The 13,004-nt window shown below is 70.5% G+C and carries 16 protein-coding genes; 8 read left to right on the plus strand and 8 right to left on the minus strand.

From position 1 onward, the window contains the following. Positions 1–54: 54 nt before the first annotated feature. Entirely contained in the window at positions 55–861 is an 807-nt protein-coding gene (locus IQ220_RS03045; protein ID WP_193912881.1) for a helix-turn-helix domain-containing protein, read from the plus strand. Here IQ220_RS03045 and IQ220_RS03050 read toward each other — a convergent pair. Continuing rightward, positions 842–2,455: a Ppx/GppA phosphatase family protein gene (locus tag IQ220_RS03050; protein ID WP_186697029.1), complete on the minus strand. Its 1,614-nt coding sequence runs from the start codon at positions 2,453–2,455 to the stop codon at positions 842–844. The genes IQ220_RS03045 and IQ220_RS03050 overlap by 20 nt on opposite strands. 108 nt (positions 2,456–2,563) lie before the next feature. Here IQ220_RS03050 and IQ220_RS03055 point away from each other — a divergent pair, with 108 nt between their 5' ends. The 3 genes from IQ220_RS03055 to IQ220_RS03065 all read left to right on the plus strand — a co-directional run bounded on the left by IQ220_RS03055 (position 2,564) and on the right by IQ220_RS03065 (position 5,070). Further along, positions 2,564–3,514, plus strand: coding sequence for a 4-hydroxybenzoate polyprenyltransferase (locus tag IQ220_RS03055; RefSeq protein ID WP_193912879.1), 951 nt, complete (start codon positions 2,564–2,566; stop codon positions 3,512–3,514). After that, complete coding sequence (locus tag IQ220_RS03060) at positions 3,511–4,431, plus strand: LD-carboxypeptidase (protein WP_370566297.1); 921 nt, start codon at positions 3,511–3,513, stop codon at positions 4,429–4,431. Before IQ220_RS03055 ends, IQ220_RS03060 begins: the two co-directional genes overlap by 4 nt. Before the next feature lie 96 nt (positions 4,432–4,527). Beyond that, positions 4,528–5,070: a hypothetical protein gene (locus tag IQ220_RS03065; protein WP_193912875.1), complete on the plus strand. Its 543-nt coding sequence runs from the start codon at positions 4,528–4,530 to the stop codon at positions 5,068–5,070. On the opposite strand, the gene ispD is transcribed toward IQ220_RS03065, so the two are convergent. Further along, positions 5,067–5,777, minus strand: a complete 711-nt coding sequence (gene ispD / locus IQ220_RS03070; RefSeq protein WP_193912873.1) for a 2-C-methyl-D-erythritol 4-phosphate cytidylyltransferase — start codon at positions 5,775–5,777, stop codon at positions 5,067–5,069. The two genes, IQ220_RS03065 and ispD, sit on opposite strands and share 4 nt — an antisense overlap. 68 nt (positions 5,778–5,845) lie before the next feature. Here ispD and IQ220_RS03075 point away from each other — a divergent pair, with 68 nt between their 5' ends. The 3 genes from IQ220_RS03075 (at position 5,846) to fabG (ending at position 7,497) form a co-directional block, all read left to right on the plus strand. After that, entirely contained in the window at positions 5,846–6,409 is a 564-nt protein-coding gene (locus tag IQ220_RS03075; RefSeq protein WP_370566296.1) for a hypothetical protein, read from the plus strand. An 89-nt stretch (positions 6,410–6,498) separates the two neighbouring features. Continuing rightward, the gene (locus IQ220_RS16340) at positions 6,499–6,678 is read left to right on the plus strand and encodes a hypothetical protein (protein WP_370566295.1); all 180 of its coding nucleotides are present in this window, start codon (positions 6,499–6,501) and stop codon (positions 6,676–6,678) included. Between the two features lie 66 nt (positions 6,679–6,744). After that, positions 6,745–7,497 carry a 3-oxoacyl-[acyl-carrier-protein] reductase gene (gene fabG, locus IQ220_RS03080; protein ID WP_193912871.1) on the plus strand — a complete coding sequence of 251 codons (753 nt, stop codon included), beginning with the start codon at positions 6,745–6,747 and terminating at the stop codon, positions 7,495–7,497. A gap of 36 nt (positions 7,498–7,533) precedes the next feature. Here fabG and IQ220_RS03085 read toward each other — a convergent pair whose 3' ends face one another. Next, complete coding sequence (locus IQ220_RS03085) at positions 7,534–7,725, minus strand: hypothetical protein (protein ID WP_186700889.1); 192 nt, start codon at positions 7,723–7,725, stop codon at positions 7,534–7,536. Positions 7,726–7,910: 185 nt separating this feature from the next. On the opposite strand from IQ220_RS03085, the gene groL reads away from it, so the two are divergent. After that, positions 7,911–9,587 carry a chaperonin GroEL gene (groL, locus tag IQ220_RS03090; protein WP_193912869.1) on the plus strand — a complete coding sequence of 559 codons (1,677 nt, stop codon included), beginning with the start codon at positions 7,911–7,913 and terminating at the stop codon, positions 9,585–9,587. A gap of 25 nt (positions 9,588–9,612) precedes the next feature. On the opposite strand, the gene IQ220_RS03095 is transcribed toward groL, so the two are convergent. From IQ220_RS03095 to IQ220_RS03115, 5 genes are read right to left on the minus strand one after another with little or no spacing between them, the layout of a single operon-like run. Further along, on the minus strand, positions 9,613–10,299 hold the full coding sequence (locus IQ220_RS03095) for an N-acetylmannosamine-6-phosphate 2-epimerase (protein WP_193912867.1): 687 nt from the start codon (positions 10,297–10,299) through the stop codon (positions 9,613–9,615). Between the two features lie 2 nt (positions 10,300–10,301). Next, a complete protein-coding gene (locus IQ220_RS03100) occupies positions 10,302–10,709 on the minus strand; it encodes a hypothetical protein (RefSeq protein WP_193912865.1) in 408 nt (135 codons plus the stop codon). Further along, positions 10,682–11,050, minus strand: coding sequence for a hypothetical protein (locus tag IQ220_RS03105; RefSeq protein ID WP_193912864.1), 369 nt, complete (start codon positions 11,048–11,050; stop codon positions 10,682–10,684). Before IQ220_RS03105 ends, IQ220_RS03100 begins: the two co-directional genes overlap by 28 nt. Before the next feature lie 12 nt (positions 11,051–11,062). Then, on the minus strand, positions 11,063–11,962 hold the full coding sequence (locus IQ220_RS03110) for an ABC transporter permease (protein WP_193912862.1): 900 nt from the start codon (positions 11,960–11,962) through the stop codon (positions 11,063–11,065). Between the two features lie 6 nt (positions 11,963–11,968). Next, positions 11,969–12,991 carry an ABC transporter ATP-binding protein gene (locus tag IQ220_RS03115; protein WP_228008824.1) on the minus strand — a complete coding sequence of 341 codons (1,023 nt, stop codon included), beginning with the start codon at positions 12,989–12,991 and terminating at the stop codon, positions 11,969–11,971. Positions 12,992–13,004: the final 13 nt, after the last annotated feature.

Below are 13,004 nucleotides of genomic sequence, written 5' to 3' on the forward strand. Positions count from 1 at the left end.
TTCCGGGGTGAATCGGCGCCCCTGCCCGCCGCCCTACCTGGATCCCTCGCTGACATGAGCGCAGACCCCATGTCCGATCTGCAACGGCTGGCCTCATGCCTGCAGCAGGCCAGGCTGAGCCAGGGGCTGAGCCTCGAAGATCTGGCCGACCGCCTGCACATGGGCCGTGAGCAACTACAGAGCCTGGAGAATGCCGATTCCGACAGCCTGCCCGAACCGGTGTTCGTGATCGCCCAGGCCAGGCGGGTGGCCTCAACCCTCGGCGTGTCGATCGACCCTGAGATCCAGGCGCTGCGCGTCAGCCTTCAGGGCCGAAAACCCGCTCCGCAGCCGGCCGAAGCGTCCAGCACCCCAGCCCAACCGCAGGCGATGACTTCAGCCCCCAGCCGGTCCAGCCAGGCAGCCCGATGGCCCCTGCCCCTGGCCGCCGCAGGGCTGCTGGTCGCGCTCGGCGGCGTTGGGCTGGTCGGGTACCAGAGGCTGGTGGCGCCTGACGGCGGCAGCGGCAGCACCGCCCTGGCCCCAGCCGGCACGCCGCAACCAGCTGCCGCCTCGGCCCCAGAAAGCGCTGTCGGCGGCCCAGCACAGGCGCTGGAACCCTCAGGCGCCAGCGGTGCCGGCTCCGGCCAACTGCTGCTGCGGGCCGAGCAACCGAGCTGGCTGGAAGTGCGCAGCGCCGACGGAACCACCCTCTTCCGCGGCACTCTGGAGGGGGAGCAGTCCTTCCCGCTTGAGGCGGACCTGCAGGTGCTGGCCGGCCGGCCGGACCTGGTGGAAGTGGTGCCCCCAGGCCAGCCCAGACGCCTGCTGGGCACGATCGAGCAGGTGCGCTGGCAGCGCTTCAGGGCTCCCTCACCCTGAGTTCAAGCCCGCAGGCTTCCGCCACCACCTCACTGCAGGAGCGCAGGCTCCAGCGCTCCAGGCTCAGATCGATCGCCGGCTCTCGAGGCTCGGGAGCATGGGGCACCAGCTCCAGGTCGAGCACCCCAGCCGCGGCCGGATGCACGCGGATGGCAGCGATGCCCGCCGCGGGCCGGCGATCGAGGGCAGCGGCCAGCCTCAGCAACAGGGCCATGGAGAACACCATGCTGCGCTGATCGCGCTCCTCGATCAGCTGCCACGACTCATGGCGTTTCTTCGGCAGGCTGCGGCGGTGATAGCGGGCCATGGCCGCCACCATCAGGTGCTCCGCCTGGGAGAAGCCCAGCAGTTCGCCGTGGCGGATCAGATACCAGGTGTGCTTGTGATAGGCGGAGATGTTGATGCTCTTGCCGCAGGTGTGCAGCTGGGCCGCGGCCCAGAGCAGTTCACGCCCAGCGCCGCTGTCGTGATGGAGCAGGCCCTTGCCCTGGTCGTAGAGGCTGAGGGCGTGGCCCGCCACCCGATCGGCCCGCTCCCGGTCGATGCCATAGCTCTGGGCCAGGTGCAGCACGGTGCGCTCGCGGATCGTGCTCTGGAAGCTGAAGCGATCGCCCAGGATCTGGTTGCGCAGCATCCAGTCCACGATCAAGCCCTCCCGCAGGGCCCGGTCGCACACCACCAGCTCGGGAGCACCGACCATCTCCATGGCGGTCTGCAGGATCAGGGAGCCGGGCACGATGATCTCGGCGCGGCGCTCGTTGATGGCCGAGAGCTCACGGCGCTGCTCCGGGGTCATCGCCACCAGGGCCTCAACGAGCTCATCGATGCGCTGCTTGGGCAACCGGTAGCCCTGCAGCTTGAGAGGTGGCTTGGCTTCTGCCGCTGCCGCCAGGGAGGCCAGGGCCATCGCCGTGCCACTGGTGCCCACCAGCCGGGGCTGCTCGCCAGGCTGCAGGGCCCGCTTCAATTCGGACACGGCCGGGTCCAGCGCCCCCTGGATGTAGGCCTTCAGGAAGCGCTGCCGCTCCAGGGGAAGGGGCTCCTGCTGGCAGAACTCCCGCTGCAGCCGCACAGCGCCGATGCGGGTGCTGGTGAGCACCCGGGCGTCGCGGCCGTCACCGAGCACCAGTTCGGTGGAGCCACCGCCGATGTCGAGGATCATGTGGGGCTGCTCGCCGAAGCCCATCCCCGAGAGCACCCCCAGGTAGATCAGACGGGCCTCCTCCGGGCCGCTCACCAGATCCACCGACAGGCCCAGCTGGTCGTAGAGGGCCTGCACGAAGTCGCGGCCATTGGGCGCTTCGCGCACGGCGCTGGTGGCCGCCGTGACGATCTGCTCCACCTGGTGGCTCTCGGCCAGCTCCTTGTCGTGACGCAGGGTGCGGAAGGCCCGCTCGATCGAGGCAGGGCTGAGATCACCGGAGTCGGGGTCGCGCTCGCCCAGGCGGGTGGTGGCCTTTTCGGCCAGTAGCACCGAGAAGCTGCGCAGCTCCTCATCCACCTCGGCGATCAGCAGATGGATCGAGTTGGTGCCGATGTCGATGGCCGCGACCCGGCGTCGATCGGGGCGCTGGGAGGGAGGGCTCTGGGCCATCGAACCGGGGCAGCCAGGGCGCAGCCAGTTTGCCACTGACCCCGGGGCCCCTGGCCCCAGACGCCTAGCGTTCCTCTCTCAACACGGTTGCATCGTCAGGGGAGGCGCATGGCAGGCTCGGCGGTGGGCAAGGAGAGCAACGCGGCGGCAGGCCCCGCAGGGTTCGGCGCCGACCTGGGCGCCTGGCTGCAGCTGCTGCGCTGGGACAAGCCGAGCGGCCGCCTGATCCTGCTGATTCCGGCGGGCTGGAGCCTGTGGTTGCTGCCGACAACCCCGCCGCCGGCCTCGCTGCTGCTGGCCCTGGCGCTGGGAGGCCTGGCCGTGAGTGGGGCCGGCTGCATCGCCAACGACCTCTGGGATCGCCGCATCGATCCCCAGGTGGAACGCACCCGGCGGCGGCCGCTGGCCTGCGGCCGGGTGGGCGTGGGCACGGCCCTGGCGCTGCTCACGGTCTGCCTGGGCCTGGCCCTGGGGGTGGTGCTGTGGGGCCTGCCCGCCGGCAGCCGGGGCCTCTGCCTGCTGCTGGCTCTCGCCACCCTTCCCCTGGTGCTGCTCTACCCCTCGGCCAAGCGTTGGTTCGGCTATCCCCAGCTGGTGCTGGCCCTCTGCTGGGGTTTCGCCGTGCTGATCCCCTGGGCCGCCGCCACGGGCAGCCTGGCCGGGGGCTGGCCGCTCGCCCTGGTCTGGCTGGCCACGCTGCTGTGGACCTTTGGCTTCGATACGGTTTATGCCATGGCCGACCGAGACGACGACCGGGCCATCGGGGTGCGCAGCAGCGCCCTCAGCCTGGGGCGCCGGGCGCCGCAGGTGGTGACCCTCTGCTACCTGGCAGCATCCCTCTGCCTGGCCGCGGCCGCCTTAACCCTGACGGCCGCGGGGGAGGGCCTCAACCTGCTCGGCTGGGGGCTGGCCGCAGGGGCGAGCCTCGGCATGGTGCGTGCCGGGGTTCTGCTGCAACGGCCGGGTCAGTCGCGGGGGGCCTTCGGGCGCCATTTCCGCCAGCAGGTATGGCTGGGCGGGCTGTGGTGGCTGGCCCTGGTGCTGGGGCGACTGGCGTGACCCTCCCGCCCAGGCAACCTCCTCCCCTGCGTCCAGGAGCCCGGGTGGCCCTGGTGGCGGCCAGCTCCGCGCTGGCGGCCAGCGATCACCTGGAGCGCCTGGAAGCCGGCATCGCCGTGCTCGAGAGCTGGGGCTTGGAGGTGGAGCGCCGCGCCCTGCATGAGCGGCGCTGGGGCTATCTGGCCGGCCGCGACGCCGAGCGCCGCGATGATCTGCTGCGGGCTGAAGGGGTGGGGGCCGAGCTGCTGGCCTGCCTGCGGGGGGGCTGGGGGGCGGCCCGGCTGCTGGAGCAACCGCTTGCTCTTCCTCCACGCTGGCTGCTGGGGTTCTCCGATGTCACCTCCCTGCTCTGGGCCCAGCTGGCCCAGGGCCACGGCGGCGCCATCCACGGCCCGCTGCTCACCACCCTGGCGGCGGAACCCGCCTGGAGCCAGGAGCGGCTGCGGGCCCTGCTGTTCGGTGAACCGGTGGCCGACCTGGCGGGCACCGCCTGGCGGGGCGGTGTGGCCGAGGGGCCCCTGCTGGTGGCCAATCTCACCGTGGCCACCCACCTGTTCGGTACTCCCCACCTGCCCAACCTGCGCGGCGCCATCCTGGTGCTCGAAGAGGTGGGCGAAGCTCCCTACCGGATCGATCGCATGCTCACCCACTGGCGGCTGAGCGGTGCCCTGGGTCAGCTGGGGGGCATCGGCCTGGGCCAGTTCAGCGGCTGCGACGATCCCGCTGGCGATGGGCCCAGCGTTGCCAACCCGGCCCGCTTCAGCCTCGAGCAGGTGCTGCGGGAGCGCACGGGGGATCTGGGCGTTCCGGTGCTTGCCGGTCTGCCGGTGGGCCATGAGGCCGGCAATGGGGCCCTGCCCCTGGGCGCCCGGGCCCGACTCGACGCTGAGGCGGGGTTGCTGAGGCTGGTGGGGTAAGGCATTACCGCCCGGCAGTACCACTGCCTTTGCTGCTCTGGAGCGAAACCAGGGCCGTCTTTAGGGTGAAGAGTGCCCTTTCTCCCTGTGCAGCTGATGGCCGTGCGCCTGCGTTGGTTCTGGACTGGGGCTGCTGCACTGGCGCTCTGCACGTCTCTGGCCCCTGCTGCCCCTGCTCAGCCGCTGCAGAACGGCAACCGTGCGGGCTCAGAGCCGAGGCGGCCCGTGACCACGAACTACCTCAAGGACCCGAAACACCACTACAGCTTTTCGCAGTGGTGCCTTAATCAAGTTCCAGGGATTACCGAAGAAGAGCAGTACACCGTTTTAACAATAATCGATAGCATCATTGATGAAGGGTTTTCCGGCAGCTGCCAGGATATGGAAGTCTTCCTCATGAACAAGCAGCACAAATTGGTCTTAACCCAAACCGATGTCTTTGATGTCTCGCCGCTGTTATCGATCCGAGGCGCCAAGAACCTCATGGGCGTCTACATGGAGAACCTCGGTGTTCCCCAGTCTGAAGTCGACAAGATGGATGTGCTGGAAACCCTGCCCCGGTTGAAACGCTTCACCTTGCCCAATTCAGCTGGTGCACGATCCAAATGCCCGCTCAGCAACCCAAGGATCTGCGTTTAGGGCCGGCTGGGTTCACCGCGGCCAGTCCCGGCCCTGGCCGCCAGCACCGCCGCCGCCACCGTGAGGTCAAAGGGGGTGGTGAGCTTGATGTTGGAGGCGGGAGCCTCCAACACCTGCACCGGCAGGCCGAGCCGCTCGAACAGGGCAGCGTCATCGGTGACGCTCCAGCCTTCGCGCCGGGCGCGGGCATGGGCCGAGCGCAACTGGTCCACCGGGAACCCCTGGGGGGTCTGAGCCGCCCAGAGTCCGGCCCGATCGGGGGTGGCCAGGATCGCCCCGGCGGCGTCCACCTGCTTGATCGTGTCGGTGACGGGGGTGGCGGCAATCACCGACCGCCCGGCGGCCACCGCCGCGGCGCAGCGCGCCAGCAACTCCGGCTGCACCAGGCAGCGGGCGCCATCGTGGATCAGCACGCCTGTGGCCTCGGCAGGCAGGGCCTCCAGGCCGCGGCTCACCGACTCCTGGCGGCTGTCGCCGCCCAGGATCCACTGCACCGGGCGATCCGGCCTGGCGGCCTCGATGATCGCCGCCACCGCTTCGGCATCCACCGCCTGGCCCACGATGCCGATCCAGCGGATGGCCGCGCAGGCCAGGGCGGCCTCGAGGGTCCAGGCCAACGCAGGGCGCCCGGCCACCTGCAGCAGCAGCTTGTTGCCGGCGGCGCCCATGCGGCGGCCACTGCCGGCGGCGGCGATCAACAGATGCACAGGCGTCTCCCGCGGCCAGGCGCGTCCGGAACCGCTCCATACAATCAGTCCGCCGTGACTGCCCCTCGATGCGCGCCCTGTTCCTGCTGCCCGGCGACAGCAGCCGGCAGCTCCAGGCCTTCCCTGCCGTGGCCGCGGTGGCGGACCAGCTCAAGGCGGTGGTGCAGGTGGTCTGCCCCGCTGAAGCGGTTGGTCTCTGGCGCCTGCACCCCGGCGTCAGCCGCGCCCTGCCCTTCAGCTTCGCCAACGCCACCCTCGCCGACTGGGCCAATCTGCTGGGCTCGGTGCGGGAGCCCGATTTCCAGCTCTGCATCAACCGCGCTCCCAGTCGGGCCATGGACCTGATGCTGTCCATGAGCCACATCCCCACCCGGGTGGCCAGCCAGGGCTTCTCGGCCACCGCGCTGGTGCAGGAGCCTGCAGGGGGCTGGCCTTCCCAGGCCTGGGAAACCTGGCTGCGCCCCCTGGGACTGAGCCTGAACGCCGAGGCTTCCGCCTGCCGATCCCCCCGGCCGATCTCCAGGCCGCCGCCGCCGCCCTGCCCGCCGGCGATGGGCCCCTGCTGCTGCAGGCCCCGGCGGGGGGCGTTGGCGACTGGCCACCGGAATGCTGGCAGGAGCTGCCCGCCCTGATCGCCGCCCAGCTGCCCGGGCTGCGCAGCGCCAGCGCCGGAGAGGGTTCCTGGAGCCAGCGGGCCGCACGGCTGGCCTGCGCCGATGTGGTGCTGGCCAGCGATCCGGCCAGTGTGGAGCTGGCCCTGCTGCTGGGCCTGCCGCTGGTGGCCCTCGGGGCTGCAGCCGGCGACCTCCCCCAGCGCGAGGGAGTCAAAGCGCTGGGCAATCCAGACGAGCTGTCCCAGCTCGGCAGCGCCGCCGTGCTGAGCGCCCTGGGGCTGGCCTGAGCGGCCCCCAGCCCAGCGGGTGATGGGCCTCGCCATACGATCGGCGCCACTCACCCCTCCCCCTCGATGGCCGTCGCCGCTCCCCTCACCGGTCAGGTCGCCCTGGTCACCGGCGCCAGCCGCGGCATCGGCGCGGCGATCGCCCTGGAACTGGCCGCCAACGGCGCCACCGTGGTGGTGAACTACGCCAGCTCCGAAGAGGCCGCGGCCGATGTCGTGGGTGCCATCGAGGCCGCCGGTGGCAGGGCCTGGGCCCACCGGGCCAACGTGGCCGAGGAGGCCGAGGTGGAGGCGATGGTGAAGGCGGTGCTGGAGCGCGAGGGCCGCCTCGACGTGCTGGTCAACAACGCCGGCATCACCCGCGACGGGCTGCTGATGCGCATGAAGACCGCCGACTGGCAGAGCGTCATCGACCTCAACCTCACCGGCGTGTTCCTCTGCACCAGGGCCGTGAGCCGGCCGATGCTGAAGGCCAGGAGCGGCCGCATCATCAACATCACCTCGGTGGTGGGGCTGTGCGGCAATGCCGGCCAGGCCAACTACAGCGCCGCCAAGGCCGGGGTGATCGGCCTCACCCGCAGCAACGCGGCCGAGTTCGCCGCCCGGGGCGTCACCGTGAATGCCGTGGCCCCCGGCTTCATCGAGAGCGACATGACCGCCTCCCTCGACAAGGAGCCGATCCTCAAGGCCATCCCCCTGGGTCGCATGGGCAGCGCCGCCGAAGTGGCCGGAGCGGTGCGCTTCCTGGCCGCCGATCCCAGCGCCGCCTACATGACCGGCCAGGTGCTTCAGGTGGATGGCGGCATGGTGATGCGCTGAGCGCCGCGGCACAACCCACCGCGCCATCCGCCGGGCTCAGCCGCCGATCGGCTGGCCCAGCTCCTCCCGCAGCCGGCGGATCCGCTGCAGCAGCCGCAGCCGCCGGCTGCGCGCCGTGAGCGTGAGGTAGAGCCGCAGCGGCACATAGATGAGCGCCATGAGCAGCCCTAGGGCCGTGACCAGCACGAACACCATGGCGTTGGCGCCGCTGGCGGTGCTGAGGGGCATGGCTTCGGCTGAAGCCGTGTCAAGGGCGCTCTGAAGCAACTCGTCCAAGACCTCTGTGCGGCTCCAGGCCCCCTCACCAGACCTTATCGGTCCGTCAGGGCAGCCCGACAGTCTTTTCGGCTTTCCCTACCGGACCAGGCCCCAGGCCGCGTGGGAACCTGAAGCATTGGAACTCCTGTGAGCCGATGACCAAGCTGGTCAGCTTTTCCGACGCCTCCCGCGCCGCCCTGGAGCGGGGTGTCAACGCCCTCGCCGATGCCGTGCGGGTGACCATCGGTCCGAAGGGACGCAATGTGGTGCTCGAGAAGAAGTTCGGCGCCCCCGACATCGTCAACGACGGCGTGACGATCGCCAAGGAAATCGAACTGGAGGATCCCTTCGAAAATCTCGGCGCCAAGCTGATGCAGCAGGTGGCGAGCAAGACCAAGGACGAGGCCGGTGACGGCACCACCACCGCCACCGTGCTGGCCCAGGCCCTGGTGCGGGAGGGCATGCGCAACGTGGCCGCCGGCGCCAGCCCCGTGAACCTGCGCCGCGGCATGGAGCGGGCTGCCGCCCTGGTGGTGGAGGGCATCGCCGCCCGGGCCGTGCCCGTGGAGGGCGACGCGATCCGCCAGGTGGCCAGCGTCAGCGCCGGCAACGACGACGAGATCGGCGCCATGATCGCCCAGGCGATGGACAAGGTGAGCGTCGATGGCGTGATCACGGTGGAGGAGTCCAACTCCCTGGCCACCGAGCTCGAGATCACCGAAGGCATGGCCTTCGACCGCGGCTACAGCTCCCCCTATTTCGTGACCGATCCGGAGCGCCGGGAGTGCGTGTTTGAGGGTGCTCTGATCCTGATCACCGATCGCAAGATCAGCAGCATCGCCGATCTGGTGCCGGTGCTGGAAGCCGTGTCCAAGAGCGGCCGCCCGCTGCTGATCCTGGCCGAGGAGGTGGAGGGTGAAGCCCTGGCCACCCTGGTGGTGAACAAGAACCGCGGCGTGCTCCAGGTGGCCGCCGTGCGCGCCCCCTCCTTCGGGGATCGCCGCAAGGCCTACCTGCAGGACATCGCCACCCTCACCGGCGCCACGGTGGTGAGCGAAGACCAGGCCATGACCCTGGAGAAGGCCACCCTGGCCGACCTGGGCCAGGCGCGCCGCATCACCATCACCAAGGACAGCACCACGATCGTGGCCAGCGAGGAGCATCAGGCCGCCGTGGCCGACCGCATCGCCTCGATCCGTCGCCAGCTGGCCGCCACCGACTCCGACTACGACCGCGAGAAGCTGCAGGAGCGGATCGCCAAGCTGGCCGGCGGTGTGGCCGTGATCAAGGTGGGGGCCCCCACCGAAACCGAGCTGCGCAACCGCAAGCTGCGTATCGAGGACGCCCTCAACGCCACCCGGGCCGCCGTCGAGGAGGGCATCGTGGCCGGTGGCGGCACCACCCTGCTGGAACTGGCTGAAACCCTCTCTGAGCTGGCTGGCCGCCGCCAGGGCGATGAGCGCACGGGAGTGGAGATCGTCAAGCGGGCCCTGGCTGAGCCGGTGCGCCAGATCGCCGTGAACGCGGGCATCGACGGCTCCGTGGTGAGCGCCGAGATCCTGCGCGGCGGCAAGGGATACAACGCCTTCAGCGGTGAATACGAAGACCTGCTGGCCGCCGGCATTCTCGATGCCGCCAAGGTCACCCGGCTGGCGCTCCAGGACGCTGTGTCGATCGCGGCCCTGTTGATCACCACCGAAGCCGTGATCGCCGACAAGCCCGAACCGCCCGCGGCCGCAGGCCCCGGCGACGACATGGGCGGCATGGGAGGTATGGGCGGCATGGGTGGTATGGGAGGCATGGGCGGCATGGGGATGCCCGGCATGATGTGAGCCGGGCTGCGCTCCCCGCCTCCCCTCAGGGCTGGGCGAGCGCCCGCAGGTAGGCCGCCACCTGCAGATCGATCCCCGTGATCGCCGTGCCCACCACCACCGCATCGGCCCCGTGCGCCAGCGCCGCGCGGGCCTGGGCTGCCGAGTGAATCCCTCCCTCACAGATGAGGGCCACCTCGTTGGGGAGAGAAGCCCGCAAGGGCGCCAGCAGGTCCATGGCAGGAGGGGGGCAGCTGGCGGTGTCCTCGGTGTAGCCGAACAGGGTGGTCCCCACCCAGCCGCAACCCAGCTCGGCGGCCCGCAGGCCGTGGGCCACGGAATCCACATCGGCCATCAGGGGCGCCCCCAGCTCCTGAGCGGCCCGGCGGATCAGCTCCGCCAGATCTTCGCCGCAGGGCCGCGGTCGGCTCGTGGCATCGATGGCCACCACATCGGCCCCAGCCGCCCACACGGCCTGGATGTCGATCCAGGTGGGGGTGATGTACACCGCACTGCCGGGGTAGGTGCGCTTCCAGAGCCCCACGATCAGGGCCTCCGGGCAGCGCCGACGCACCGCACCGATGTGTTCGGGACTCTCCAGCCGCACCCCGCTGGCGCCCTGGTTGAGGCTGGCCTCCGCCATGGCCGCGATCACCTCGGGGTGACGCATGGGTGATCCCTCCGGGGCCTGCACCGACACGATCAGCCCCTGGGGCCATGGCGCGGTGGCCATGCTCAGCTCGCCTCCGGCAGCTGATCGTCATGGAGCCACGAGCGCAGGCGTGCCAGCGAGGCCGGCACCGGCGCGGGCCCTACGGTTCCAGGGGCCTGGCCGTTGGGGGTAGCCACCAGCTGGAGGCGGCGCAGCAGGGGGTCAGGATCGACCTGCTGCGCCGGCAGCGGGGCTGCATGGGCCGGGGACGAAGCTGCAGATCCGCCCCCTGCGAACACCATCAGGTCGGAAGCCTGGAGGGCAGCCAGCTTGGGCTCGCCCGGCCGGGGATCAGCCACCTCGGGCTCAGCATCAGCGAGCTGCTCAGCAGCGGGCTTCCAGGCCTCAGCAAGCTGGCCCAGCTCTGCCTGCTCTTGTTCCAGATCCTCCAGCCAGGACGCGATCAGAGCCGCGCCTGGCTCAACCCCCATGGAGTCCAGCGGTGGGGCGGAGCTGTCAGCGGCGCTGAAGCTGCCAACCTCCTCCACACCGGAGCAACCGGGGCCCAGGGATCAACCGCAGGTGCTGCGACCACGACGGGCGCCAGTGGCTCCACCCCCACCAGGGCGGCTAGCCAGCTGCAGGCCTCGGCGCCTTGGATGGGTTCCAGCTTGCGCTGCAGCAGGCTCTCAAGGGCGACCACGCCGCGGCGGTGCACGAACCGCTCACCCAGGCGGCGGGCCAGGGGGCCATCGCGCTCAGCCACGGCGGCCAGGAGCCGCGCCTCCGGATCGGGACGGTCCGGGGCGGGGAAGCGGGGGGTACGGGGCACGGGGACCGGGAATCAGGTGAGCTTGCGATCCAGCAGGGGCCGGATCAGGGCGAACAGTCCAGCGGCCAGGAGGGCCAGCACGGCCAGGCAGGTGCCGGCGGTGAGGTCTCCGTACGGAGCCTCGAGCACCACGGCGGTGAGGCAGAAATGGCCGGCGTAGGCGGCGCGGATCGGTTCAATCGCGAAGGTAAGGGGATTCAGGGCCGCAAGCCAGCCCAACCAGGCCGGCATGAAGGAAATCGGTGCCAGGGCAGTGCTGGCGAACAGCAGCGGCAGGTTGGCCACGAAGATCACGGCGATCAATTCGATGTGACCCGGCAGGGCGAACGCCAGCCCGAGGCTGAGTGCCGTGACGGCGAACACCAGCAGCAGCAGCGTGACCAGCACCAGCAGCAGGCCACCGGCGCCCGGCCAGCCGTAGCCCAGCAGGGCAGCGGCCGCCATGATCGCCAGGCTCTGCACCAGGCTCAGGGCCGTGATGAACAGCACCGAGGCCAGCACGATCGAACTGCGCGCCCGCAGCGGCGCCACCAGGAGCCGATTGAGGAAGCCGAACTCCCGATCGAACATCACCGGCAGCCCGGCGTTGAGGGCGCCGCTGAAGGCGGTGAACACGATCACGCCGGCCCCCAGAAAGCGGCCGTAGCTCATGCCGCCCGGCAGCAGGCCGGCGGGGGCCTTGGCAAACAGAGCCCCGAACAGAATCAGCCAGATCAGGGGCTGCAACACTCCGGCGATCAGGGTGGAGGGGCGGCGCTGCAGCTGCAGGAACAGGCGCTTGGTGAGCGCCAGGGTTTCCTGGCTGATCTCGGCCAGGGCGGAGGCCTCGGGGCCGAGGGGCAACGGCGACGGAGGGCTGACCTGGCTGGACAGCGAGGCGCCGGAAGAAGAAGCAGAAGAAGTGGTGGTCATCACGGATCAGCGCATGCTCTGTTTGCGTTCGGCCTTGGGATCCCGGCTGCCGGCCACAGCCAGCTCCGCATCCATCAATGTGCGGCCCGTGGCCTGGAGGTACACATCATCGAGGCTGGGCCGGCTCTGGGCCAGGGCGAACACCGGCAGCTGGGCCTCGGCCAGCTGATGCCTCAGCTGTTCCACCACCCCCTGGTGCTCCACCACCAGGTTGAGCGAATAGCCCTGGGCGCGGTTCACCACCACCTGACGCACCCCCGGGCAGGCCCTCAACAGCTCCTGCACCTGGCTGGCCTCCGCGGCATCACTGAACTCCCGCACCCGCAGGGTGACGCGATCGCCACCGAGAGCATCCTTGAGCTCCGATGGGGTGCCCTCAGCGATCAGCTGGCCCGCCTCGAGGATCGCCAGGCGGTCGGCCAGGGCATCCACCTCCTCCAGGTAGTGACTGCTCAGCAGGATCGTGGTGCCGCCATCGCGCAGCTGGCGCAGCACGGTCCAGATCGCCGCCCGGCTCTCGATGTCGAGGCCCACAGTGGGCTCATCCAGCACCAGCACCCGCGGGGCATGCAACAGACCGGAGGCCAGATCGAGCCGGCGGCGCATGCCACCGGAATAGGTGCCGCAGCGCCGGTCGATCCAGTCGCCCATACCCAGGAGATCCACCAGCTCGGCAATGCGGCTGTTCCGCAAGGCCGGCTGCAGGTGGTAGAGGTCGCCCTGGAGCTGCAGCAGCTCGCGGCCGCTGAGGATCTTGTCGATCGCCACCTCCTGGGCCACGTAGCCGAGCAGCCGCCGCACCTGGCGGGGGTCCTGCAGGGCATCCACGCCGGCCACCCGGACGCTGCCCCCGTCTGGGGCCAGCAGGGTGCAGAGGATCCGCAGCGCGGTGGTCTTGCCGGCGCCATTGGGGCCCAGCAAGCCATAGAGCGTGCCCGCCGGCACGTTCAGGCTGAGGCCATCGAGGGCAGCCACCCTGGACGTGCCACTGCCGTAGGCCTTGCTCAACCGATCGATTTCGATCACCAGCCCCTCTCTCCCG

Source organism: Cyanobium sp. LEGE 06113 (genome assembly GCF_015207615.1).

Coding starts and splice junctions, on each gene's coding strand:
- IQ220_RS03045 (WP_193912881.1), top strand. CDS start 55: ATGAGCGCAGACCCCATGTCCGATCTGCAACGGCTGGCCTCATGCCTG.
- IQ220_RS03050 (WP_186697029.1), bottom strand. CDS start 2,455: ATGGCCCAGAGCCCTCCCTCCCAGCGCCCCGATCGACGCCGGGTCGCG.
- IQ220_RS03055 (WP_193912879.1), top strand. CDS start 2,564: ATGGCAGGCTCGGCGGTGGGCAAGGAGAGCAACGCGGCGGCAGGCCCC.
- IQ220_RS03065 (WP_193912875.1), top strand. CDS start 4,528: ATGGCCGTGCGCCTGCGTTGGTTCTGGACTGGGGCTGCTGCACTGGCG.
- IQ220_RS03075 (WP_370566296.1), top strand. CDS start 5,846: ATGCGCGCCCTGTTCCTGCTGCCCGGCGACAGCAGCCGGCAGCTCCAG.
- fabG (WP_193912871.1), top strand. CDS start 6,745: ATGGCCGTCGCCGCTCCCCTCACCGGTCAGGTCGCCCTGGTCACCGGC.
- IQ220_RS03085 (WP_186700889.1), bottom strand. CDS start 7,725: ATGCCCCTCAGCACCGCCAGCGGCGCCAACGCCATGGTGTTCGTGCTG.
- groL (WP_193912869.1), top strand. CDS start 7,911: ATGACCAAGCTGGTCAGCTTTTCCGACGCCTCCCGCGCCGCCCTGGAG.
- IQ220_RS03095 (WP_193912867.1), bottom strand. CDS start 10,299: ATGGCCACCGCGCCATGGCCCCAGGGGCTGATCGTGTCGGTGCAGGCC.
- IQ220_RS03100 (WP_193912865.1), bottom strand. CDS start 10,709: ATGGGGGTTGAGCCAGGCGCGGCTCTGATCGCGTCCTGGCTGGAGGAT.
- IQ220_RS03110 (WP_193912862.1), bottom strand. CDS start 11,962: ATGACCACCACTTCTTCTGCTTCTTCTTCCGGCGCCTCGCTGTCCAGC.